The following is a 23342-nucleotide window of genomic DNA, read 5'->3' on the forward strand; positions in this document are numbered from 1 at the left end:
AGCCCCATCGACTATCAGCCGAGCACTTCGCTCAAGGGAATGAAGTTCAGCCAGTCGCCCTCGGCCAAGGTCGTTCCTTCCAGCACTTCCACCAACCCCTCGGCCCACGCCGCACTGCGCAGTACACCGGAACTCTGGTTGCGGTAGAGAATCGCCCGGCCGTTTTCCAGGCGCGCACGCAGGTATTCACGGCGGTTGCCCGGCTTGGCCCAGACGAACCCGGCCGGCACCTGGAAGCGCAACGGCGCGACCTCCTGCACGCCCTGGCGACGCAGCAGGTAAGGCCGCGCCAACAGGGCAAAGGTCACCAGGGTCGAGGCCGGATTACCCGGCAAACCAATCACCGGCACACCGCGAAAATGCCCGAAGGTCAGCGGCTTCCCAGGCTTGATCGCCAGTTTCCACAGATCCAGCTCGCCCTCTTCGCGCAAGGCGATGCCGAGAAAGTCCGCCTCGCCGACCGAGACGCCGCCGGTGGACAGGATCAGGTCGACATCGCCCAGTTCGGCCAGGCGCTGGCGGGTGGTCGGCAGATCGTCGGGGAGGATGCCGGCATCGACCACCTCACAGCCCAGGCGCTTGAGCCAGTTGCACAGCAGGACCCGGTTGCTGTTGTAAATCTGCCCCGGCCCCAGCGGCAGGCCCGGCTCGACCAGTTCGTCGCCGGTCGACAGCACCGCGACCCGCGCCCGACGGATCACCGCCAGCTCGGCACACCCCAGCGAGGCGGCCAGTCCCTGCTCTATTGGCCCCAGGCGGGTCCCGGCAGGCAGCACCCGTTCACCGACGGTGGTTTCCTGGCCCTGGGGCCGGATGTTCTGCTGTAGCGTCAGCGGTTGGCTGAAATGCACCCGCTGGTCATCCAGGACCTCGGCGTTTTCCTGCATTTCCACGCAGTCGGCCCCCGCCGGTACCGGCGCCCCGGTGAAGATCCGTGCACAGGTGCCGAGCAACAGCGGCTCCGGGGACTGTCCGGCGAAAATCCGCTGGCTGACCGGCAACGGCTCACCCTGCCAGTCGGCCAGGCGCAAGGCGTAACCGTCCATTGCACTGTTGGGCCAAGGCGGCAGGTCGAGACTGGAGATCAGATCCTCAGCCAGCACCCGTCCTTCGGTGGCCGCCAGCGGCAAGCGCTCGACCTCGCGGATCGGTGCTGCCTCGGCCAGTTCGAGCAGCCGGGCCAGAGCGACCTCGACCGGCATCAGCGCGCCCTGCTTGCCCGGCTTACCCACGGGAGTCACAAGGGGCCGCCTGTTTCAGATGAGGCACGAAATTGCACGGACGATGGCGCGAGTCCAACTGTTCGGCGAGGATACCGTCCCAGCCGGTGCGTACCGCGTTGGTCGAACCTGGCAGGCAGCAGACCAGCGTACCGTTGGCCAGCCCGGCCAAGGCACGGGACTGCACCGTGGAGGTGCCGATATCAGCCACGGAAATCTGCCGGAACAGTTCACCAAAACCGTCGACCTGCTTGTCCAATAGGCAGGCGACCGCTTCGGGAGTACTGTCACGGCCGGTGAAACCGGTACCGCCGGTAATCAGCACGACCTGGACCTCATCTTCGGCGATCCAGGTGGCGACCTGTGCACGAATCCGATACAGATCGTCCTTGAGCAGGACCCGCTCGGCCAGACGATGGCCGGCGGCGGTCAGACGGTCGACGAAGACCTGCCCGGAAGTGTCGGTTTCAAAGGTACGGGTGTCGCTGACGGTCAGCACCGCGATGTTCAGCGGGACAAAAGGTGTATCAGCCTTGGCTTTCATAGGCTTGGTCCAGTCGTTGTAGAAGAAACAGCCCGGTGTTATATCACAGCGCTGCTTGTTGTAACCTTCGCGATCCCCCCTTCGAGACCTGCCATGCCGCTGACCGACTTCTCCATACTGCTCCTGGCCGGCGGCCGTGGCCAACGCATGGGCGGCCAGGACAAAGGCCTGCTGCCCTGGCACGGCCAGCCATTGATCGCCCACCTGCACGCCACGGTGCGCCCCCTGACGGACGATCTGATCATTTCCTGCAACCGCAACAACGAACGTTATGCGGTTTATGCCGATCGCCTGGTGACGGACGACAGCAGCGACTTCCCCGGGCCCCTGGCCGGGATTCGCGCAGGCCTGGCGGTAGCGCGTCACCCGCACCTGCTGGTACTGCCCTGCGATGTGCCGCAGGTTGACCGGACGCTGTTGCAGAGCATGCTCGAACGCGCTGGCGAGCATCCGCAACAACCGCTGATGGTGCGCCAGGGCGAATACTGGGAACCGCTGTTCTGCGTGATCCCCGTCGCGCTGGCCGATGCGTTCGAGCGCGCCTGGGCGGCAGGCGAGCGCAGCCCGCGCCAGGTCATGCTAGCGTTGCAGGTCCAGGCTCTGCAGTGCCCGGCGGGCGATTCCAGGCTGGCCAACCTCAACACTCCGCAGTTGCTTCAGCATCGCGACAGCCGTGTCGATGGACAGTTGTAGGGAACTTGCCGAAAATACTGTCGTCTGAACAGCACTTAATCCGTACTCTTTCTGGAGAAGCACCATGACCCAACGGACCCTCGCTGCACTCATGCTGACTGTGGGCCTGGCCACCCTTGCCGGTTGCTCGACGCCTACCGTGATCACCCTGAACGACGGGCGTGAGATCCAGGCGGTGGACACTCCCAAGTACGATTCCTCGTCGGGCTTCTACGAGTTCAAGCAACTGGACGGCAAGAACACCCGTATCAACAAGGATCAGGTGCGTACCGTCAAAGAGCTGTAAGCCCTTTCACGATTATCGGCAAAGCCCGCCCTGTGCGGGCTTTGTCGTTTTCGATGACCGGAAGGCTGCGACCAGCCCCGCCCCCTGAGGCACCGAATGTCCTGGGCTACCACTGCAGGGTGATTTCGCTCTCGAAACGACGCTCCTGGCCGCTCAGCGGATCGACGAAACGCAAACCCCGGGCCAGCAACTTGAGCGGATTGGCGTAGTCGTCCTCGGCATCCTTGAGCACCTGGGGGTAAAACGGGTCATTGCAGATGCCCGCCCCCAAGGCCGCCATGTGCACGCGCAACTGGTGTTTCTTGCCGGTCACCGGAGACAGGGCGTAGCGCCAGAGGTCGCCATTCTGCTCGGCCACCTCGATCAGCGTCTCGGTGTTGCTGGCCCCCTCGCCTTCGCGCATGCGGAAAAACGGCTCACCGTCGACCAGCCGGCTTTTGTGTACCCGCGGAAAGGACAGCTCGGGCAAGGCCGGGGCAATCGCCTCGTAGTACTTATCAATCTGTCGGGTCGGAAACAATGACTGATAGGCCGAACGGCTCGCGGGGTTCGCCGAGAACAGCACCAGCCCGGCGGTGTGCCGGTCGATACGATGCAACGGCACCAGATGGGGGTTATCCAGGCGACGGATCAACCGGCGCAGCAAGGTTTGCTCGACATACTCACCCGCCGGGGTCACCGGCAGGAAATGCGGTTTGTCCGCCACCACCAGATGCTCATCGGCGTAGAGAATGGTTTCAGTGACCGGAATCGGCGCTTCGTTCGGCACTTCGCGAAAGTAGTAGATTTTCAGGCCTTCGCGGTACGCCAGGTGCGTTGTGATCGGCGTCCCTTGTGCATCGAGTACCCGCCCACGGGCAATCCGATCGAGCCACTGCTCCCGGTCGATGGCCGGGAAGTGCTCGCACAGGCAATCCAGCACGGTGGGCCAGCGACCCGGTGGCAGGTACAGGGTGCTGGCCTGGTTTTCAGCGGCATTGAACGGTGAAGCGGACATGACGGGGCTCTGACGGCGGGCTGGAGCGCCATTATCCGGCAAGACCCCGCCGCTGCGTCAATCGATCGTGCGTACGGGCCTCACCCCGCAGCCAACTGGTTCTTGAGCAACGGCGAACCACTGGCCGCCTCGGTGTAGTCCTTCAGCCAGCGCAGCACATCGACCGCCTCCCAGCGCCCGGGGTCGTAGAGCGCATAGAGCAGCCCCTGGTAACCCACCACATCCAGCTGGCGGTGATAGCCCGCTCGCTGGAACAGCGCCTCGATTTCCGCGAAACAGGTGTTGAAGTGCAGCTTGTTGAACGGTGTCTTGCCTTCCGTCACCAGCCCATCGAGCCGCAGTTCCAGCACCGCTTCGCGGACCAGCTCCGCGGACATGCGATTCACGCTGGATTTCAATTGTTCGACATTGACCATGCTTTACCCTCTTGATCTTCCTGGTTCTGTCCCTGGGTGCGCATGTCATGGTGGACATCCTGTCACCAACACCGGGACAAAACTGTATGAATATACAGTAACTGATTTTTTCGCAATTCGCCAACGGATTGCCAATTGCGCGAAGCGTCATGACTCCCTGGGATGGACCTTTCCATAGACGTTGCCGCCGATGAACGAACCCACCGTGCCCAGGATCACCATGGCATAGGTTGCGCCATCAATCTTTCCATACCATGTCAGGGTTGCGGTGCTCATACCCACCACCAACATCGCGAGAAACTTGCGTCCCCCCAGTTGGTTGACCAGCAATACTTGTCTCCCTTTCATTTCTCTTCCTCCGTGCACCACGCCATGTGCTGCGTCAAAACATCATGGTTCGACGTAAGCACAGGCATTTTCCAGGTGCAAGCCAGGGTAATCTGATGAAACAGAAGGTTAAGCGAAGGGACTGAACAGGCGTGCTCAGCGCACGAAGGCGACGACCTGTTCGGCATCGAAGGGCCAGCCGAGTTCCGCGCCGGTGTCGACCCGACGCAACACTGGAATCCGCAGACCGTAGGCTTCGTACAGCGACTCGCTGTCGGCGATGTCTACCAACTCCACCAACAGACCATGCTCGACCAGCGGCATCAGTACCGCTTCGGCGACTTCGCAGAGGTGACAGCCCAGGGTGCCAAACAGTTGGCATTCAGGAAGCATGACAAGGGGTCCTGGGTAGGGGGAAAGCCTTATTCTAGGCCCGCCCCCCGCCCTCGTCGAGCCGCTGGCGCGGCCCTCAGAGAATGAAGCGCAGCCGGCGACTCGCCAGGATCAGCAACGGCGCCGCGACCAACGCCAGGGCCAACACCATGGCGGTCATGCCGTTGCCGTAGGGTATCCCCAGCGCCAGCGCCGCAAAGAGAAACAGCGGATGCACGTAGTACAGCGCCGAGGACAGCTTGGCATTGCGGCTGCTGGTGGAGGCGCGGAAAAACACGAACGGCAACAGGAACAGTGCCGGGGTGATCAGCGGCAACGACAGCAGGAAATCGAAATTCTGCCGGGCATCGGCCTGGTGCGAATAATTCAGCCACGCCTCGCCGAACACCAGCACCAGGCTGATCACCAGCGCCGTGCATACCTGCTGTCGGGTGACGCGCTCCGGTACCCGATGACGGGCCAGCACAAACCCCAGCGCCATGAACGGGAAGCCCATGAACAGGAAATTGCGCGCGGTGTAGTCGTTCTGGTTGAAATGCTGCAGAAAGGCATTGGGCAGTTCGAAATAGACTCGCGCATATTGCAGCATCAGGCCGACCGTAAAGGCGCCCAGAGCCAGCACTGCCAGCAATCCGCTCGAACGCTTGCGCAACAGATAGAGGATCAGGCCACCGCCGAGCATGCCCAGCAGGTACCAGAGGTGGAAGTAGCCGATCACGAACTGCTTCACGATCCACACCACCCCGCCGACACTGCTCAAGGCGTCGAGACTGACGTAGGTCGGGCTGTAGACCAGCATCCAGAAGAGATACAACAGCAGCCCGCGCTTGAACCAGGCCGTGAACGAATGGCCGGCATCCAGGGTTTTCCACAGGTAGTAGCCGTTGATCACGAAGAAGGTCGGCACCGCGACCCGGAACAATCCGTTGCACAGCAGGTAGCCCACCGCCGTGTAGTTGCCGCCCATGAAATGGCAGTGCAGCACCACCACGAACACCGCCAGCAGGACTTTCAGCGCATCCAGGTTACCGTTGAGGACTTTGGACATCGGCACTCACCTGCTGCCTGGCAATGAATCGGTGGTTTTGCGCGATGCCTCGCGACGAAACCAGCGGTTGCAGTAGCGGGTCGCCCGGTCGAGCACCGGCTTCTCGAAAAACGAGTAGCCGACCCAGCCGTAGCACAGTACCGCCGTCATCATCAGCACCAGGAACAACAGGTTGTCGAGCAGACTGAACGGCCAGTTGCCAAGCACCTGCCAGGCCCGCCCGACCACGCCGAGCACCAGCAAATGCGACAGATAGATCGTGTAGGACATATCGCCGGTGAACACCAGCGGCGTCGGGACACGGATCCGTTGACGCCGTTCGAGCAGCACCAGCGACAGGATCAGGCTACCGAAGACCAGCCCCACCACCAGCATCCGTGCCAGCCCTTCGTCCTGGAACAACCGGTAGTGGTAGATGAGGGGGAAACCCACCAGCAGGCTCGTCCAGAGCAGCAGCCAAACCAGCGGTGTCGGCACCTTCGCACTGTGCGAGCCATAGAAAAACAGGGCCAGGGCACTGCCGACGATGAACTCCAGCGCATACGGATGCAGGATGATTTTCAGCGCCGGCGCAGAGTGCTGCCAGGAGTCGAGCAGGTTGAACAGCAGCAGTGCCAGCGCCCAGGCCAGCAGCAGGAGCGGCAGCCAGCGCTCGCGAAAAGCCAGCAGCACGCTGAACACCAGGTAGAACCACAGTTCGAACACCAGCGACCAGGCCACCATCACCAACAGCACGCGTTCGTTGGGCAACAACAGGAACGACAGCCACAGGTTGGAGCCGCCATGGGAACTGTTGACCAGCGCCGGCGCGGCCAGATACACCGCCAGGGTGATAAAGAAATACAGCCAGTAATTGGGATAGATCCGCGACACGCGATTGAACAGGAAGCGCTGGAACTGGACCTTGTCCTGAAAGCGCCCGCGCGTGACGATCACCATGACAAAACCGCTGATGACAAAGAACAGGTCGACGCCCAACTGGAAGAACTCCACCAGCGCCGGCAGCAACACATCGCCCCCGGCGTACTTGAGTTCCACCGCCGCCATATGAAACAGCACTACCCCTACTACCGCCGCACCTCTGAGGCCCTGCAGCGAATACAGCCGTTCCATGCTTCTCTCCGTTGTCGCACCCTTGACCGGCATTGCGAGATTGAGCATAGCGAACCGTACCGGATATGAGACATTGCCATCGACTGATGACTTCGATCAATCGGTGTTCTGCCCTTACGCGCGATACTGGCGGCTTTTTCCGGTGCCTTTTCCGGATCAGTGCGGAGATGCTCGTGTTTGCCAATCTGTTGATCATTCTCGCCTCGTCACTGGTGGTGATTGCGCTGTTCCGGCGCTTGCAACTGCCACCCGTGCTGGGCTACCTGTGCGTCGGCCTGCTGGTAGGGCCGACTGCCTTCGACTGGGTCAACGACAACGAAGCCCTGCCGGACCTGGCCGAACTGGGCGTGGTGTTCCTGCTGTTCTCCCTGGGCCTTGAGTTTTCCCTGTCGAAAATGCTCGCCCTGCGCCGCGTGGTCTTCGGTCTGGGCAGCCTGCAGGTGGTCACTAGCGGCGCCGTGCTGGGTGGCCTGCTGGCGTTGTTCGGCATGCCGCTGGCGGCGGCGTTGATGCTCGGTACGGGGCTGGCCCTGTCCTCGACGGCCATCGTCAGCAAGGAACTGACCAGCCTCGGGGAAATCTTCAGCAGCCACGGCCAGAACGCGATTGGCGTACTGCTGTTCCAGGATGTCATCGCGGTCCTGCTGCTGACCCTGGTCCCGGTGTTCGCCGGCAGCAGTGACCAGGCCTGGTACTGGGCCCTGCCGCTGACCCTGGGCAAGACCCTGGTGCTGTTTGTCGGCCTGCTGCTGGCCAGCCGCTGGTTGCTGCCACGGCTGTTCCATGAGGTCGCCGCGTCGCATTCGGCGGAACTGTTCGTGCTGCTCGCATTGGTGATCGTCCTGCTGACCGCCTGGCTGACCCATCTGCTGGGTCTGTCGCCGGCCCTGGGCGCATTCCTCGCCGGCATGCTGCTGGGGGAAAGCCACTATCGCCATCAGATCGAGGCCGATATCCGTCCGTTTCGCGACATTCTGCTGGGCCTGTTCTTCGTCAGTATCGGCATGCTGATCGACCTGCAACTGTTCGCCCACCATGGCCTGCTGATTCTTGGCCTGACCCTGGCCCTGCTGCTGATCAAAGGCACGGTGGTGGCGATCCTGGTCAGGGGCCGCGGCAGTGATGTGGAAACCGCCTGGCGCAGTGGCCTGGCCCTGGCCCAGGGCGGTGAGTTCTGTTTCGCGCTGATGGCGCAGATGCAACAGAATCAGCTGATGCCGGCACAGATCAGCGGGCCGCTGCTGGCCGCGACCTTCTGCTCCATGGTCATGACGCCTCTGCTGCTGCGCGCGGCGCCGCGTATCGCCGCCGGGCTGCACCGCAAACCGAACCAGGAAGCCCACCTGGAGGAAATCAGTGCGCTGAACGCCGAGCTGCACGGGCACGTGGTGATCTGCGGCTACGGCCGCGTCGGCCAGTCCATCGGCCGTTTCCTGCGCCGTGAACAGCAGCGCTTCGTCGCGCTCGACGACGACCCGGTACGGGTCCGCGAAGCCGCCGCCGGGGAGAGCTGCGTGCATTACGGCGACTCGCGCCGTGGCGACCTGCTGAGCGCCGTGGGCCTCGAACGGGCACGCCTGCTGGTGGTCGCAGTGGACAAGACCGATATCGCCCTGCTGATCCTCAAGGAAGCCCGCCGGCTGAGTGCCACGGTACCGATCCTGGTCAGGACCCGCGATGACAGCCAGCTCGCGGAGTTGAAGGAAGCCGGTGCCAACGAGGTGGTGCCGGAGTTGCTGGAGTCGAGCCTGATGCTCGCCTCCCATGCCCTGATCATGCTGGGGGTCGAGGAGCAGCGGGTGCAGGCCGGGGTCAACGAAGTACGGCACAGCCGCTACAAACTGCTACGCGGTTTCTACCATGGCGCGCAGACCAATCTGCTGGGCAGCCAGGGCCAGCCCAAGGTGCTGATGCATGCGGTAAACCTGGTGGCCGACGCCCATGCCTGTGGCCGCTCGCTCAACACCCTGGCCCTGGAACAACTGGGGGTGGAGATCCAGGGCTTGCAACGCGATGGCAGCGAACGGGAGGTCGACGCCGACACCACGCTGCGTGCCGGAGACACCGTGCGGGTGTCCGGGCCACTGGCCGCCATCGAGGCCTGCGAAGCACGATTGCTCGGTGGCTAGTGACCGGTGTGGCCCCCAGGTATCAGTCCTGGCTTACGGCGCCGATCTTGTGAATCGACAGGTCGGCCCCGTAATACTCTTCCTCCTGGCTCAGCCGCAGGCCATACACCGCCTTGATCAAACCATACACTGCAAAACCGCCGATCAGCGCCACGACCACGCCCAGCGCCGTACCGATCAACTGGCTGACCAGGCTGACGCCGCCCAGGCCACCCAGCGCCTGCTGACCGAAGATCCCGCAGGCGATCCCGCCCCATACCCCGCACAAACCATGCAGCGGCCAGACACCCAGCACGTCGTCGATCTTCCATTTGCTCTGGGCGGCGATAAAGCACCAGACAAACAGGCTACCCGCTACCGCGCCGGTCACCAGCGCCCCGACCGGATGCATCAGGTCGGAGCCGGCACAGATCGCTACCAACCCGGCCAAGGGACCGTTATGCAGGAACCCAGGATCGTTGCGACCGATGATCAGTGCCGCCACCGTACCGCCGACCATGGCCATCAGCGAGTTCACCGCCACCAGGCCACTGAGGCCCTGCAGGGTCTGTGCGCTCATTACGTTGAAGCCGAACCAGCCGACAATCAGAATCCACGACCCCAGTGCCAGGAACGGAATGCTCGACGGGGCGAACGCCACCAACCGCCCTTCGCGGTAGCGACCCTGGCGCGGTCCCAGCAGCAACACCGCCGCCAGCGCCAGCCAGCCGCCCATGGCGTGCACCACCACGGAGCCGGCGAAATCATGGAAACCGGCACCGAAATGCGCCAGCAACCAGGCTTGCAGGCCGAAATTGCCATTCCAGACCATGCCTTCGAAAAACGGGTAGACGAAGGCGACGATCAGCGCCGTGGCGCACAATTGCGGGGCGAACCTGGCACGTTCAGCGATCCCGCCGGAAATGATCGCGGGAATCGCTGCGGCAAAGGTCAGCAGGAAGAAGAACTTGACCAGTCCGTAGCCGTGATCGCCGCTGATCTGCGCCGCCGGGTGCAGAAAGCTCACGCCATAGGCAATCCAGTAGCCGATGAAGAAATAGACCAGGGTCGAGATGGCGAAATCGCTGAGAATCTTCGACAGCGCGTTCACCTGGTTCTTCTGGCGTACGGTGCCGACTTCCAGAAAAGCGAAGCCGGCGTGCATGAACAGCACCATGATCGCGCCGATCAGGATGAACAGGGTGTTGGAGCCATGGACCAGACTCTCCACGGCACTTTGCAAATTTTCCATCGGACGGCAGACCTGAAGTCAGGGAAATGCACCGCGGCTGTTCCGGATCTCGGTTTTTCGCACTCTATTGGCGCACGCCAGAGCGATCACGAACCGCTTTGGCGCAGCACGAAAAACCAGGCCAGTGGCCACTTCGGTTTTTTCCGCGTATTTCGATTATTTAGGGTATGGTTTTCGCAGTTCGCGCCCACAAACGCCCAGAGACGGCGCACGAGTCCGCGACCACGCACCAGTACACAGCAAAAGCTGTACCAGTCGATTGCAGTGAACCTTCGGACAAGGCCCGCACTCGAACCTTTCACACGCCCCTCAAGGAGATATGCCCCGATGGCCAGCAAAACGGCAAAGACTGCTCAGGAAATATTGATGGCGGATTTTCAGACCCTGGTCAGGGATACGGAGCGTCTGCTGGAGCACACCGCGACCCTGGCCGGCGACCAGGCCGACGAGTTGCGCGCGCAGATCCAAGACAGCCTGTCGAACGCCCGGGAAACCCTGCAACTGACCGAAGCCTCCTTGCGCGAACGAAGCAAGGAAGCTGTGGTGGCGGCCGAAGACTATGTCCAGGCCAACCCCTGGCAATCGGTGGGTATCGCCGCCGGGGTCGGGTTCCTGGTCGGCCTGCTGATGACACGGCGCTGATCATGGCTGGCGACGAATCGGAAAACACCGGGTCCTCCACCCGACGCCTCGGCGCGGCCTTCCTCGGCCTGCTGCACAGCCACGTCGAACTGTTCGGCATCGAGTTGCAGGAACAGAAGGCACGCACCGTCAGCCTGCTGTTGTTCGCCGGGCTGGCGCTGGTCTTCGGCATGCTGCTGCTGGTCGGGCTGTCGGCGCTGGTGCTGATCCTGGTCTGGGACACCTACCGCCTGGCCGGCATCATCGGTTTGTGCGTTTTCTACAGCCTGGCCGCGCTGTTCTGTGGCCTGCGCCTGAAAGCGGCGATCTTCGATGAGTCCTCTCCCTTCCATGCCACGCTCGAAGAGCTGGCCAACGACCGCAAGCGACTGCTGCCATGAGCCTGCCTGAACTGCCACACAATCCCTCCCGCAAGGAAATGCGCAAGGCGCTGATTCGCTTGCGCATGGAAATGCATCGACAGGAAATCCGCCACGAATCGCAGCAATTGCTGCAGCCGTTGCAACGCATGCGCGGACTGGGCAGCCAATGGCAGGCGAACCTGGGCATCAAGCATGCACCGCTGTGGGGAATCGGCGTGGTCACGCTGCTCGGCTTCCTCGGCGGCAAGGGTGCCAAGGGCTCGGGCCTTGGCGGCCTGTCCCGCCTGGTGCGGCTGGGCACCAGCCTGCTGCCGCTGATCCGGCTGGCCATGCAAGGCTCAGCGGGAAAACGCTGACGGCGGCGCATCTGGCTGCATTCTTGCAAAGGTAATGGATCGAACAATAACCGCCGGTTGTTTTCGGCGGTTGGCAGCTCCGTGACCGCCCGCACGTGACCAACCGAAACTGCCCGAGGAGGCGCCGTGATCGACGGGCAACCGCTCGCTTGCTTTCAGCCATTCATCGATACCGCCACCGGACGGATAGCCGGTGTCGAGGCACTGGGCCGACTGCGCCAGGCAGATGGACAATTGACCTCGGTCGGACCGCTGTTCGCCGACCCGCGTACGCCCGCGACGGCCTTGCGCCGCCTCGATCGGCAGGTCCGCGACAATGCCTTGTCCCGGCTGCATGAAGCCCCGGACGAGTGGTTTCTGAGCCTGAACATATCGCCCCGCTGGATCAGTCGCCTGAGACAGGGGCAGGCGTTACCGAGCCTGAAACAGTTGCAACAGCATGGCGTGGACCCACGCCGTATCGTCTTCGAGATTACCGAACTGGGTGGCGACAGCCAGCAGCTCGCCGAAGTGGTTGCTCGCTATCGTACCGCCGGCGCCCGGATCGCCATCGACGACTTCGGTGCCGGCTATTCGCAACTGGACCGGGTATTGGCCTTGCAGCCGGATATTCTCAAGCTCGACATGCGCCTGTTCCAGGCCGCAGCCCGTGGCGGTCCGAGCAGCGAGGTGGTCAAGGCGCTCGCGCAGATGGCAGAGAAGACCGGTTGCTGGATCATCGCCGAAGGGGTCGAGACCGAGGCGGAACTGAGTTTTGCCCTGGAATGCGGCTCGCGTTATGTCCAGGGTTACCTGTTCGCCAAGGCCGAGCAGGCGTTTTTTCGCAGCGACGCCTTCGTCGACCGCTTCGCCGAACTGCGCGAACGTTATGTACAGCAGAAACTCGCCGAACGGGCGCGGCTGATGAAACTGCGCCTGCAACTGGGCGAACTCATGGGCCTTCTCCAGGCTTGGGCACAGGCCCAGGCGCCACTCAGCCAATTGCCACAGCTGGACAACTATCCCTGGCTGCTGCGCTTTTACCAGTGCGACCGACACGGTACGCAGCTCACGCCGAACCTGGAATGGCGCCACCAAGCCTGGCAGGCCGACAGCAGCTACGTGGGGCACAACTGGTCATGGCGCCCGTATTTCTACCAGTTGCTGGCCGAAGGTTGGGACGAACGCCGCCTGACCCTGTCCGGCACCTACCGCGACGCCACCACCAACCAGTACTGCCTCACCGCCGGGCAGTTCTTCGACGATGGCCGGCGCCTGCTGCTCATCGATATCGATGCCGCCGGTCTCTGATGGCCGGCGAGAACCCTGGCTTTTATCGCGCGCAGCCAGTTTTTGCTTGCAGGCGCGCCGGCTAACCGGGAAGCTGGCAGTTCGATCATTCGACGGAGAGAATCCGCCTTGGACTGGCAAACCCTGCTTAACCGCGAACGCCTGGGAAAGCCCTTGCACAGCCCGCAAGAGCTGGGCCGCAGCCCTTTCCACAAAGACCATGACCGCATCATCTTCTCCGGAGCGTTTCGCCGCCTGGGGCGCAAGACCCAGGTTCACCCGGTCTCGAGCAACGATCACATCCACACCCGCCTGACCCACTCACTGGAAGTCAGTTGCGTCGGTCGCTCCCTCGGCATGCGCGTTGGCGAAACGCTGCGCGGTGCCCTGCCCGACTGGTGCGAACCGAGCGACCTGGGGATGGTCGTGCAATCGGCCTGCCTGGCCCACGACATAGGTAACCCACCGTTCGGTCATTCGGGCGAAGATGCGATCCGCCACTGGTTCCAACAGGCCGCCGGACGCGGCTGGCTGGACGACATGAGCGTTGCCGAACGGGCCGACTTTCTCAATTTCGAGGGCAATGCCCAGGGATTCCGGGTTCTGACCCAGCTTGAGTACCATCAGTTCGATGGTGGCACCCGTCTGACCTACGCGACCCTGGGTACCTACCTCAAGTACCCCTGGAGCGCCCGCCACGCCGATTCGCTGGGTTACAAGAAGCACAAGTTCGGCTGCTACCAGAGCGAACTGCCGATCCTCGAACAGATCGCCCACAAGCTCGGCCTGCCCCAGCTGGAAGAGCAGCGCTGGGCCCGCCATCCGCTGGTCTACCTGATGGAGGCCGCCGATGACATCTGCTATGCGCTGATCGACCTGGAGGACGGGCTGGAGATGGATCTGCTCGACTATGAGCAGGTCGAATCGCTGCTGCTCGATCTGGTCGGTGACGATCTGCCGGAAACCTATCGCCTGCTGGGCCCGCAGGACTCGCGCCGCCGCAAGCTGGCCATCCTGCGCGGCAAGGCCATCGAACACCTGACCAATGCCGCCGCCAGGGCCTTCGTCGAACAGCAGGACGCCCTGCTGGCGGGCACCCTGCCGGGTGATCTGGTGGAACACATGGAAGGTCCGGCCAAACGCTGCGTGCTCAACGCCAAGGACATCGCCCGCAAGAAGATCTTCCAGGACAAACGCAAGACGCTGCACGAGATCGGCGCCTACACCACCCTGGAAATTCTCCTGAACGCTTTCTGCGGCGCGGCCCTGGAGCAGCACGGCGGTCGTACGCCGTCGTTCAAGAACCGACGGATTCTCGACCTGCTCGGCAACAACGCCCCACCTGCGAACGTATCGCTGCACAGCTCGTTCCTGCGCATGATCGACTTCATCGCGGGCATGACCGACAGCTACGCCACTGAAATGGCCCGGGAAATGACCGGACGTTCCAGCCCCCAGTGACAACGCAAAGCCGCTCTTGGGCCGGGGCACCGTCCAGGCCCAAGAGCGATACCTCCCGAGCACTGTAGAGGAAACCTACATCTGCCGTGGAATCAGCTGATGGAGCTTTCGTTCGGCACGCTGAAATAATCTCTTCCCCTCTTAGTCTGCCGCTTGGACTCAATCCGCCTCCTCGCTCAACAAGCGCCCCTCTTCAGGCTCGAAACCTCACGGCGTGCCTGCACTCAAGCCTTGTTCGAAACAGGGAGCCCGCCTGGAAAATCATATGCCCAAAGAAAACCTGCGCGTATTGCTGGTGGAGGACCATCCCTTTCAACTGGCCGCTACGCAGAGCCTGCTCCACAGCTATGGCTTCCACCTCCTCACTCCGGCGTCGAACGCCACCGAGGCCCTGAGAGCCATGGAAGCCACGCCAACCCCCTTCGACCTGATGCTGTGCGATCAGTGCCTACCCGACATTCCCGGGCTTGAGCTGATCCACCGAGCCAATCAGCGCGGCAAGATCAGGCAGGCTATCCTGCTCAGCAGTCTCAGCCTCGAAGAACTGCGGATACTCAACCAGACCGCGTTGCTGCGGCACATCCCCCTGTTGGGCTGCCTGAGCAAACCGCTCAATGGCCTGGCACTGAAAAGCGTATTGGGCAGTCGAGGGGCTTCGTAGAAGACCGCAACGTCTGTCAGACGAATACCTGAGGACATCCCGCGCCATATTTCGCCACCACCTAAACAGGACTACAAAAACAATCTCGTTGATACGTAAGAATTATCCCAAATACTGTTAAACACCCTCAGCCATTTTCCTACCATTAATAACGAAAAATTATAAAAGACGGCATAACTTCAATTTTATCTCTCTCAGGATGTAAGTCGACAGCTCAATTAAAGTAAGAATATTCCTATACAGCTTCTGTAGGCCTCTCTATTCATGCGTCCCGGGAAGCAACTGAGCTAATGTGCGCGCTTTCTACGCAGCTCGTATGGGATTTATTATGAACTCGGTTTTTATCGTCGACGACCACCCGGTTGTCCGCCTTGCCATCCGGATATTGCTGGAACAGGAAGATTGTTATGAAATAGTAGGGGAAACGGATAACGGCGTAGACGCGATGCAGATGGTCCGCGAGTGCATGCCGGATCTGGTCATTCTCGATGTCAGCATTCCCAAGCTGGACGGCCTGGAAGTGCTAGCCCGCCTGGACGGAATGAATCTGCCGCTGAAAACCCTGGTGCTGACCGGACAGTCACCCTCGCTGTTCGCCATACGCTGCATGCAATCGGGAGCTGCGGGATATGTCTGCAAGACCGAAGACTTGAGCGAACTGATGAGTGCAGTCAAGGCAGTATTATCCGGCTACAATTACTTTCCCAGCCAGGCGCTGATCGGCGGCCGAAAAGATGAAGTCATCAATCCGGAAATGGAACTTTTCAAACTGGTCAATGACCGGGAACTGATGGTATTGCAACTGTTCGCCCAAGGCAGGACAAACAAGGAAATCGCCAAGGGCATGTTCCTCAGCAACAAGACCGTCAGCACCTACAAGCAATAATTTCATATGTACACAAAAAATTTCACGGAGCGTTACGTCGGCTAGGAACGGCAAATCTCAGTGCAAGAAGCCACCATCATCCCCTCTACTCAACCGGTTATCTCCTCATCTCGGCAAATGACACAGAAGAAAGAGAACATTCAGCAGAGCTTTTGGGATTTGTCCTACAGTCAGCGTCTGAGCTTCCCGGTAACGTCATCCTGCTCCAGCCTCGTGCTGGAATTCCCCAAGGACGAACAAGGAAGCTCACATAAGCGGATACGTGCCGAACCCGCCAAAGGGCTACAAGAATAGCGGCGTTGAACCTGTTGATATCCATGCCCAGCGTTGGGCCGAATACAAAGACTTTCCTCCGAAAGAAGAAGCCAAGCCCAACAGCTTGGGTTGTGTGTTCGCTAAGAGCTGCGATCTTCCAAACGGCATCATCGATCACAAGAGACTAGCCGGATTTATCCCTGTCGAGAAGGTAGGCAACTACGGCGAGTTTGCCATTCTCGGTGGTCGCGAAACGGATGCACAGGGAAATATTCCCCTCAAGAAAGTGAGCGGTGCTGTACCGGCAACACTGGGCACCCTTCTATTGGGTGGCGTTGCTACGGCTGCTGGTGTGTCTTGTGGCGGCCTATGCACTGCTGGAACTGCCATTGCTGGCGGTAGTGGTTTAACAGGTTCTAGTGCTGTTGGTGGAGTGCTGACTACTGGTGTAGCTGCTGGTGCTTTGGCTGGCTTTGTTGCATTGCTGTGGCCTTCCAGTCTGGGAGATAGCAGCCTGTACACAGAAGAACAACTTCAATCCCTCAAGCAAGGCCGCACGCGGCTTCGGATTCACGTTGAGCAACAGGCCGACGGCACCTTAAAAGGGTATGGGTACAACACCCAAAGCCGCACTGACTGGGAGATGATTCCAGTGGTGCAATTCGTTGAGCAAGGTTCTCAACAGGTCGCAGATTTTGGTGATGGGGTAACCCTGATATGGACGCCAGCCGTTGACCCGTCCAGCACGTCAGGAATCCCACCGTCAGAGGGTGCCCCTCAAGCGCCTCAGATATGGATTTATCCGCCATCTGAAAAAGCAGATAACATCATCGTCAACCCGATTTACCCGCCCGAGTACAAAGACTTCATTCTGGTATTTCCTGCTGACTCGGGAGTACAACCGCTTTACATCGTGATGAACGTCCGTAGAAAGCCAGGCACTGTTACTGGCCAAGGGCAGGACGTGGTAGGAGTCTGGCTTGCAGATGCTGGCGTAGGGTTGGGCGTACCTGCCCCCTCACAGATCGCAGATCAACTGCGGGGGCGTGAATTCAAGGACTTCGACTCATTTCGGCAAGCATTTTGGGAGCTGGTAGCCAACGACCCGGAGCTAAGTCAGCAGTTCAACGAACGCAATCTGAAAGGCATGTTGAATGGTCTGGCGCCTGTTACACCGAGAGCCGGACATGCAGGAAAGCGAATCGCATTTGAGCTGCACCACATCGAATTAATTAAAGATGGTGGTGAGGTGTACGATACCGACAACATAAATGTCGTCACCCCAAGGCGGCATATCGACATTCACAGGGGAGTTGAGTAATGGGATTGAAGATCCAATTGGCCGACTACACGGAACAGGAGTTCAAAGCTCTGATTCAGGCGATTGAAGATGCAAAGACTGAGGAAGAGCGTGGTGAGCTTGTCGATCACTTCAACAAGATTGTTCCCCATCCAGCAGGAAGCGACCTCCTATTTTATCCAGAAGCTGGCGAGGATGATTCAGCAGATGGCGTGGCACGCACAGTGAGCGACTATTGCCGGGCGAATGGTCTACCGGGCTTTAAGAACTGAGTGAAAACAAAAGCCCGCTCAAAGGCGGGCTCTAGACGTTTGCCTATTCAGGCCGTCAATTCGAGGATATGCTGTCCTTCTGTCAGTAGTTTTATGAAATCCTTTGCATCAGAGAAGTAGTTCTTAAACGCCATACGAATCTCTTCGTTCGTGTCCGCCTTTACGAGAACAACATCAAGGGTGGGATAGTCCCTCTCCAATCGAAATAGCTCCCTTAATGCATCTGGAGCTTCTTTAAAGCTCCTCACCTCGAGGCTGCCATCTTCTTTGAAAATGAGAATGGAGTTTCGACTGTCTGTGTACACCGTTTCCGAAGAATTCAGCCCTGTAAGGGTTCTGATGATATGAATCTCTTTATCAACAGCTTCAAATCTCTGCAGCAATTCCCCATCGCTATAATCAGGAAATGGACCAGTTTTGCGTTCGTGGGCTCTACTGAGAATCTCGCTGGCAAGAGCCATGCAATTTTCATATCTTTTGTCGCCCTGCTGGAACTTTGGCTGACTTTCAGTGATGAAGCCAATAACTTCAACTGCCGTTGCCCACGCATGTTGAACTAGGGTTCTATACTGGATTTCGAGTAACAGCCCACGGTACTGATCACCATTCTTTGACCGCACATCATATGAGTAGACATCGTGGATGCCTCTGTAGCCTGTTTGTTTCGGGCGCTTGATGTAATCGTATTTGTCGGTTTCATTTTTGCGCTTGTGATTGAATCGTGCCTTATGAAAGCTCTCGCGAAACTCATATAGTTCTTCAATCGAGCGAAATATGAGGCGACATCCCGCTACATCATCCATGCGGGATAGTTCCATCTTTGGAAGTCGCATCAACTTATGGAAGATCGTGTTCTTGCGTTTATGCCTTTGAGCAACAACGATTTGCTTACCTCGAGTGCGACTTCGCAAGCTCGCTTGGAATGTATTCAAGACGATACGGTGGGCAGCTCGCCACTCATCAATTACGTGCATATCTTCAACGCTCGCACGCTGGTCGCGGATGCTATAGCCAGCAGCATTGACGCGCGATTTCGAGCCCCCCGGAAAACCTACGACCATATCATTCACTCGATTTCGTCCTTGCTGGCAGCAATGCGCGATGGATTCTTGTTGGAGGGTATGAGAGGTGAAAAGAAAAAGCCACCCCTTGGCCCTGCCCAACCGGGAGCCCTTTCCAGACGCCCCCCACTGCCCGCCAAAATTTCTGGTGTTATTCGACAGTCGGTTGATTTTGAAGCACAGAAAATAATAACCGGTAGTTCTGCCTGAGGCGCTAAGCCAAGTGCGACAAGGCCAAATGGAAACCCGAGAAAAATAGAAATAACCCTGCACGCCCAGAGGCTCTTACAAGACCGCTAGGGGCACGCTGCTTTATATCAATCCCTCGACACAGAAAACAACAAAGCTCGCCTTGAGCGAGCTTGTAGGGCCTTCACAGGGGCTAGTTTTTCATAGCCCGCTGTACACTGCTCAGACTCACGCCAAGAGCCTTTGCCACCTTGCGAAATGAAGCCCCGTCTTCTGCCATTGCCTTGCGGATGGCTGCATCATCCACCGTCTTCACACGCCCCTTGTAGACACCAGCTGCCTTGGCCTTCTGGATGCCTTCTGCCTGACGTTCACGGATCAATGCACGCTCAAACTGAGCGACGCTGCCCAACAGGCCCAACATGAGTTCCTGCATAGGGCTGGCTTCGCCAGTGAAGTGGAGACCTTCCTTGTGGAACTGCACCGCCACACCCTTGGCAATCATCCCCTTCACCAGAGACAGCAGGTCTTCTAATGAACGAGCCAGACGGTCGATGCTGTGGACGTGAAGAACATCACCCTTGCGGATGTGGCGAAGCATTGCCTGTAGCTCAGGGCGGTCTGTTGTCGCTCCTGACACCCTGTCGGTGAACACTTCATCCAGTGCAACACCGTCCAACTGACGATCCGTGTTCTGGTCAACCGATGAAACCCGTACATAGCCGATGTTCGCCATATTCCCGCCTTCTGTATTCATTTGCCTCTAGAGGTTGGGATTGTGCATGTATTCGAAAATAGAAATCAACCCTATTGAATACAGATACTGTATTCACAGACAGACGGTCACTAGGGTGTACCTAATTGAATACGGGGTGGTTGCTCAGCACTTCAACCGTTTAACATGCACATTCATCCATAGGGGGGGGGAGCTGACCATGAGCACGATTCATTCGCTGACGATAAACGTTGAAGGGAAGTCTGCTGAGCATCTGAAGAAGCTACTCGAACTGGCGCTCTTTGAGCTTCAAGAGCTCCAGCAACGCTCATGGCGAAAGAGCGATGGTGATTCTGTGCCTCTGAAAATGAGTGGAGACATGGGCTGCTACACACTGGAATACAAGCTGGGATCACACGCACTCGTTGCTGCACAAGCCGATCTAGTCGCACAGGGATATCGAAAAACTGACGTTACCGAGTGGAGGACTGAGAATTACAGCGTGTTTGAACATGACGATAAGCCCCCGGTCCGTCTTTACTTGGAGTCTGTCCGAGTCGATGAGCATGACGTTGAAGAGCACGAAAAGTAAGCGTACGGCGAACTCACCTTCCGAACTCCAGCATTAAGGGCGATGGTGTCCGCGTATTTTTAAGCGGACGCAATCACCCTTATCGCCAGGATTTTCATGCGCCAACGAAGCTCTTATCCGAAACCGTTCAAAGCCCAGGTCGTTCAGGAATGCCTGCAACCAGGGGCAACCGTGTCGAGTGTTGCCATCAGCCACGGCATCAATGCCAATGTCATCCGCAAATGGATGCCGCTCTATCGAGACCAGCCTGCAGCGACTTCACTACCGGCATTCGTTCCGCTAAAAGCCGCACCTAAACGGCCAGCCGAAGCGTCAGTGATCATCGAGTTGCCCATGGCCGGCCAAGTGATCACAGTGAAATGGCCAACCTCAGATCCCGAGGGCTGCGCGCAATTTATACGGGCTGTGGCCCAATGATCCGCATCAATGCGATCTGGCTGGCCACCGAGCCGATGGATATGCGCGCCGGTACCGAAACCGCATTAGCCCGGGTGATAGCGGTGTTCGGTGCGGCGAAGCCGCACTGCGCTTATCTGTTCACCAATCGCCGGGCTAACCGGATGAAGGTGCTGGTGCATGATGGTGTGGGCGTCTGGCTTGCCGCGCGGCGCCTGAATCAAGGCAAGTTTCACTGGCCCGGCATTCGCCACGGCTGCGAGGTCGAACTCGACAGCGAACAACTCCAGGCGTTGGTACTGGGTTTGCCGTGGCAGCGAGTCGGCGCGGGTGGCGTGATCAGCATGCTGTAATCGCCGGCCATTTGACCGGTCTGCTTATCGTCGTTTCGGGCCTGCTCTGGCACAATCGGTGGCATGACTTTCTCGCCCAACCTCGACCAGATGACCCCGGAACAGCTTCGTGCCTTGGCGGCACAGGCGTTGCAGTTGCAGTCCCAAGTCGAGGCGATGAGCAGAAAGATCCAGAACGATGAAACCATCATCGAGCAGCTCACTTACGAAATTGCCCTGCTCAAACGCCACAAGTTTGCCAAGCGCAGCGAGCAAATCAGTCCGGCGCAAGGCAGCTTGCTGGATGACCTGCTCGATACAGACCTTGAAGCTATCGAGGCAGAGCTGAAACAGCTCCTCCCAGCTTCGTCACAGGCCGAGCCACGGCAATCCCCCAAACGTGCGCCATTGCCACCGCAGTTTCCACGCACGGTGATTCGTCACGAACCGGAAAACACTCAGTGCGCTTGTGGCTGCCAACTTCAACGCATCGGCGAAGACGTTAGCGAGAAGCTGGATTACACGCCAGGCGTGTTTACCGTCGAGCAGCATGTACGTGGTAAATGGGCCTGCCGTCAGTGCGAAACACTGATCCAAGCGCCGGTGCCAGCGCAGGTTATCGACAAAGGTATCCCGACCGCAGGCTTGCTGGCCCACGTAATGGTGGCCAAGTTTGCCGATCACTTGCCGCTGTACCGGCAGGAGAAAATTTTTGGCCGCGCCGGGCTGGCAATCGCTCGCTCGACCTTGGCCCAGTGGGTCGGACAAACCGGTGTGCGGCTCCAGCCGCTTGTCGATGCACTGCGTGAAGCCGTGCTGAACCAAGGTGTGATTCACGCTGATGAAACACCGGTGCAAATGCTTGCGCCGGGTGAGAAGAAAACCCACCGAGCCTATGTCTGGGCCTACAGCACGACGCCGTTTTCGGCGCTCAAAGCTGTGGTTTACGATTTCAGCCCAAGCCGTGCAGGCGAACATGCGCGCAACTTCCTGGGCGACTGGAACGGCAAGTTGGTCTGCGATGACTTCGCTGGCTACAAAGCAGGTTTTGAGCAAGGCATCACTGAAATCGGCTGCATGGCCCACGCCCGTCGCAAGTTTTTCGACCTGCATGTTGCGAACAAAAGTCAGTTGGCCGAACAAGCGCTGCACTCGATCAGCGGCTTGTACGAAGTCGAGCGCCAAGCGCGGGACATGAGTGATGAAGATCGTTGGCGAATACGTCAGGAAATGGCGGTACCGATCTTCAAAAAACTGCATGACTGGATGTTGGCCCAGCGCGACTTGGTGCCCAACGGATCAGCCACGGCCAAAGCCCTCGACTACAGCCTGAAACGCTGGGTAGCGCTGACGCGCTACCTGGACGATGGAGCTGTGCCGATCGATAACAATCAGGTCGAGAACCAGATACGGCCATGGGCACTCGGGCGCTCGAACTGGCTGTTTGCCGGGTCGCTGCGCAGTGGTAAACGGGCGGCTGCAATCATGAGCCTGATCCAGTCGGCACGCATGAATGGGCATGATCCGTATGCCTATCTCAAAGATGTGCTGGCGCGGCTGCCGACACAGCGGGCCAGTGAGATCGGGCAGTTGCTGCCGCATCAGTGGGTGCCTGCCTAACTTACGCAAGGTGAGTTGGGCGGACGCTTACCACGAAAAGAACAACTTTTCCTTTTGACGACGCCATTTCTCGCAGACTTTCGACTTTCGTGGTCGTAGCTATTGCCGGAGCTTGAGAATCACGGCGGTGATGGCGGATGCATTTGCATCGAGAGTCTGCAATGCGGTTCTGACATTCAAATGAACAACAGGCTCGCCCTGTGCCCTTACCCACAGGGACAACTCTTCGATTGCAGTGGCTATGGCATGTTGGTTGTGCAACAGGAGCGTGAGTGCATCCGCTGTAGCGATATTGGCTTCTGGGCTATCTGGCATGGAGTCATCCTTGAGAGGTGTGAGGGAGCCTAACGACACCCTCACGATGAAGCTATTTACCCTTTTTCTTCGGGCTTGGTTTCGGGATGGTTTCTACTGTTGTCGTCTTCGGATTTTTCTTAGCTTCTTCGATGGGAATGAACTGCCCGCTCCCAGAATCCCTGCCACGCTTATTAGCCATACCTTGCTCCTTGATAGCCTATCGCCACGTCGACGACACCATTAAAGCTAGTTCAGGAAGGTCTTTCCGCAAGGTCACCG

Annotated in this window: 28 protein-coding genes and 1 pseudogene; 16 read left to right on the forward strand and 13 right to left on the reverse strand. The window is 59.3% G+C overall.

Annotated elements, in window-relative coordinates:
* Positions 1 to 14 precede the first annotated feature (14 nt).
* Entirely contained in the window at positions 15 to 1241 is a 1227-nt protein-coding gene (locus tag BLU37_RS27360) for a molybdopterin molybdotransferase MoeA (protein ID WP_090210558.1), read from the reverse strand.
* The gene (gene moaB, locus BLU37_RS27365) at positions 1225 to 1764 is read right to left on the reverse strand and encodes a molybdenum cofactor biosynthesis protein B (RefSeq protein WP_010446999.1); all 540 of its coding nucleotides are present in this window, start codon (positions 1762 to 1764) and stop codon (positions 1225 to 1227) included. The genes BLU37_RS27360 and moaB overlap by 17 nt, the downstream gene beginning before the upstream one ends.
* 93 nt (positions 1765 to 1857) lie before the next feature.
* Here moaB and mobA point away from each other — a divergent pair, with 93 nt between their 5' ends.
* Together mobA and BLU37_RS27375 are read left to right on the forward strand one after the other, a co-directional pair.
* Positions 1858 to 2457: a molybdenum cofactor guanylyltransferase MobA gene (gene mobA, locus BLU37_RS27370; protein WP_090210560.1), complete on the forward strand. Its 600-nt coding sequence runs from the start codon at positions 1858 to 1860 to the stop codon at positions 2455 to 2457.
* A gap of 64 nt (positions 2458 to 2521) precedes the next feature.
* Positions 2522 to 2743, forward strand: a complete 222-nt coding sequence (locus BLU37_RS27375) for a YgdI/YgdR family lipoprotein (protein WP_010447001.1) — start codon at positions 2522 to 2524, stop codon at positions 2741 to 2743.
* Between the two features lie 106 nt (positions 2744 to 2849).
* Here the strand turns inward: BLU37_RS27375 and BLU37_RS27380 are convergent, their stop codons facing one another.
* The 6 genes from BLU37_RS27380 to BLU37_RS27405 all read right to left on the reverse strand — a co-directional run bounded on the left by BLU37_RS27380 (position 2850) and on the right by BLU37_RS27405 (position 7037).
* On the reverse strand, positions 2850 to 3740 hold the full coding sequence (locus tag BLU37_RS27380) for a pseudouridine synthase (protein WP_090210562.1): 891 nt from the start codon (positions 3738 to 3740) through the stop codon (positions 2850 to 2852).
* A gap of 80 nt (positions 3741 to 3820) precedes the next feature.
* On the reverse strand, positions 3821 to 4156 hold the full coding sequence (locus tag BLU37_RS27385; RefSeq protein WP_090210564.1) for a transcriptional regulator: 336 nt from the start codon (positions 4154 to 4156) through the stop codon (positions 3821 to 3823).
* 147 nt (positions 4157 to 4303) lie between these two features.
* On the reverse strand, positions 4304 to 4504 hold the full coding sequence (locus tag BLU37_RS27390) for a hypothetical protein (RefSeq protein ID WP_026145429.1): 201 nt from the start codon (positions 4502 to 4504) through the stop codon (positions 4304 to 4306).
* Positions 4505 to 4639: 135 nt separating this feature from the next.
* Positions 4640 to 4876 (reverse strand): glutaredoxin family protein, encoded by a 237-nt coding sequence (locus BLU37_RS27395; RefSeq protein WP_010447009.1) that lies wholly within the window; start codon positions 4874 to 4876, stop codon positions 4640 to 4642.
* Positions 4877 to 4952: 76 nt separating this feature from the next.
* The gene (locus BLU37_RS27400; protein WP_090210567.1) at positions 4953 to 5924 is read right to left on the reverse strand and encodes an acyltransferase family protein; all 972 of its coding nucleotides are present in this window, start codon (positions 5922 to 5924) and stop codon (positions 4953 to 4955) included.
* Positions 5925 to 5930: 6 nt separating this feature from the next.
* Positions 5931 to 7037, reverse strand: a complete 1107-nt coding sequence (locus BLU37_RS27405) for an acyltransferase family protein (RefSeq protein ID WP_090210569.1) — start codon at positions 7035 to 7037, stop codon at positions 5931 to 5933.
* 173 nt (positions 7038 to 7210) lie between these two features.
* Here BLU37_RS27405 and BLU37_RS27410 point away from each other — a divergent pair, with 173 nt between their 5' ends.
* Positions 7211 to 9166 carry a monovalent cation:proton antiporter family protein gene (locus BLU37_RS27410; protein ID WP_090211020.1) on the forward strand — a complete coding sequence of 652 codons (1956 nt, stop codon included), beginning with the start codon at positions 7211 to 7213 and terminating at the stop codon, positions 9164 to 9166.
* 22 nt (positions 9167 to 9188) lie between these two features.
* Here the strand turns inward: BLU37_RS27410 and BLU37_RS27415 are convergent, their stop codons facing one another.
* Positions 9189 to 10397, reverse strand: coding sequence for an ammonium transporter (locus BLU37_RS27415; protein WP_090210571.1), 1209 nt, complete (start codon positions 10395 to 10397; stop codon positions 9189 to 9191).
* 327 nt (positions 10398 to 10724) lie between these two features.
* Here BLU37_RS27415 and BLU37_RS27420 point away from each other — a divergent pair, with 327 nt between their 5' ends.
* The 9 genes and pseudogenes from BLU37_RS27420 (at position 10725) to BLU37_RS27460 (ending at position 17861) form a co-directional block, all read left to right on the forward strand.
* The gene (locus BLU37_RS27420) at positions 10725 to 11039 is read left to right on the forward strand and encodes a DUF883 family protein (protein ID WP_010447018.1); all 315 of its coding nucleotides are present in this window, start codon (positions 10725 to 10727) and stop codon (positions 11037 to 11039) included.
* 2 nt (positions 11040 to 11041) lie between these two features.
* The gene (locus BLU37_RS27425; protein ID WP_010447020.1) at positions 11042 to 11419 is read left to right on the forward strand and encodes a phage holin family protein; all 378 of its coding nucleotides are present in this window, start codon (positions 11042 to 11044) and stop codon (positions 11417 to 11419) included.
* Positions 11416 to 11757 (forward strand): hypothetical protein, encoded by a 342-nt coding sequence (locus tag BLU37_RS27430; RefSeq protein ID WP_010447022.1) that lies wholly within the window; start codon positions 11416 to 11418, stop codon positions 11755 to 11757. Before BLU37_RS27425 ends, BLU37_RS27430 begins: the two co-directional genes overlap by 4 nt.
* A 126-nt stretch (positions 11758 to 11883) precedes the next feature.
* On the forward strand, positions 11884 to 13047 hold the full coding sequence (locus BLU37_RS27435; RefSeq protein ID WP_090210574.1) for an EAL domain-containing protein: 1164 nt from the start codon (positions 11884 to 11886) through the stop codon (positions 13045 to 13047).
* 108 nt (positions 13048 to 13155) lie between these two features.
* The gene (locus BLU37_RS27440) at positions 13156 to 14487 is read left to right on the forward strand and encodes a deoxyguanosinetriphosphate triphosphohydrolase (RefSeq protein WP_090210576.1); all 1332 of its coding nucleotides are present in this window, start codon (positions 13156 to 13158) and stop codon (positions 14485 to 14487) included.
* A 265-nt stretch (positions 14488 to 14752) separates the two neighbouring features.
* Positions 14753 to 15148, forward strand: coding sequence for a response regulator (locus BLU37_RS27445; protein ID WP_010447028.1), 396 nt, complete (start codon positions 14753 to 14755; stop codon positions 15146 to 15148).
* A gap of 328 nt (positions 15149 to 15476) precedes the next feature.
* Positions 15477 to 16031 (forward strand): annotated as a pseudogene (locus BLU37_RS27450) (response regulator); the annotation flags it as partial.
* Between the two features lie 265 nt (positions 16032 to 16296).
* Complete coding sequence (locus BLU37_RS27455; protein WP_232000432.1) at positions 16297 to 17610, forward strand: S-type pyocin domain-containing protein; 1314 nt, start codon at positions 16297 to 16299, stop codon at positions 17608 to 17610.
* On the forward strand, positions 17610 to 17861 hold the full coding sequence (locus BLU37_RS27460; RefSeq protein ID WP_090210580.1) for a bacteriocin immunity protein: 252 nt from the start codon (positions 17610 to 17612) through the stop codon (positions 17859 to 17861). The genes BLU37_RS27455 and BLU37_RS27460 overlap by 1 nt, the downstream gene beginning before the upstream one ends.
* 47 nt (positions 17862 to 17908) lie before the next feature.
* On the opposite strand, the gene BLU37_RS27465 is transcribed toward BLU37_RS27460, so the two are convergent.
* Together BLU37_RS27465 and BLU37_RS27470 are read right to left on the reverse strand one after the other, a co-directional pair.
* Entirely contained in the window at positions 17909 to 18922 is a 1014-nt protein-coding gene (locus BLU37_RS27465; RefSeq protein ID WP_090210582.1) for a RelA/SpoT domain-containing protein, read from the reverse strand.
* 382 nt (positions 18923 to 19304) lie between these two features.
* A complete protein-coding gene (locus BLU37_RS27470) occupies positions 19305 to 19847 on the reverse strand; it encodes a recombinase family protein (protein WP_090210584.1) in 543 nt (180 codons plus the stop codon).
* 199 nt (positions 19848 to 20046) lie between these two features.
* On the opposite strand from BLU37_RS27470, the gene BLU37_RS27475 reads away from it, so the two are divergent.
* From BLU37_RS27475 to tnpC, 4 genes are all read left to right on the forward strand, one after another.
* Positions 20047 to 20418, forward strand: coding sequence for a hypothetical protein (locus tag BLU37_RS27475; RefSeq protein WP_157696419.1), 372 nt, complete (start codon positions 20047 to 20049; stop codon positions 20416 to 20418).
* A 96-nt stretch (positions 20419 to 20514) separates the two neighbouring features.
* Positions 20515 to 20835: an IS66-like element accessory protein TnpA gene (tnpA, locus tag BLU37_RS27480; protein ID WP_080589852.1), complete on the forward strand. Its 321-nt coding sequence runs from the start codon at positions 20515 to 20517 to the stop codon at positions 20833 to 20835.
* The gene (tnpB, locus tag BLU37_RS29640; protein ID WP_157696370.1) at positions 20832 to 21167 is read left to right on the forward strand and encodes an IS66 family insertion sequence element accessory protein TnpB; all 336 of its coding nucleotides are present in this window, start codon (positions 20832 to 20834) and stop codon (positions 21165 to 21167) included. Before tnpA ends, tnpB begins: the two co-directional genes overlap by 4 nt.
* 63 nt (positions 21168 to 21230) lie before the next feature.
* Positions 21231 to 22766, forward strand: coding sequence for an IS66 family transposase (gene tnpC / locus BLU37_RS27490; RefSeq protein ID WP_029530957.1), 1536 nt, complete (start codon positions 21231 to 21233; stop codon positions 22764 to 22766).
* A gap of 99 nt (positions 22767 to 22865) precedes the next feature.
* On the opposite strand, the gene BLU37_RS27495 is transcribed toward tnpC, so the two are convergent.
* Together BLU37_RS27495 and BLU37_RS29725 are read right to left on the reverse strand one after the other, a co-directional pair.
* Positions 22866 to 23081, reverse strand: a complete 216-nt coding sequence (locus BLU37_RS27495) for a hypothetical protein (RefSeq protein WP_090210589.1) — start codon at positions 23079 to 23081, stop codon at positions 22866 to 22868.
* Between the two features lie 52 nt (positions 23082 to 23133).
* Positions 23134 to 23262 (reverse strand): hypothetical protein, encoded by a 129-nt coding sequence (locus BLU37_RS29725; RefSeq protein WP_269457975.1) that lies wholly within the window; start codon positions 23260 to 23262, stop codon positions 23134 to 23136.
* Positions 23263 to 23342 lie beyond the last annotated feature (80 nt).

The sequence above is a fragment of the Pseudomonas asplenii genome, assembly GCF_900105475.1.
GTDB classification, from domain to species: domain Bacteria; phylum Pseudomonadota; class Gammaproteobacteria; order Pseudomonadales; family Pseudomonadaceae; genus Aquipseudomonas; species Aquipseudomonas asplenii.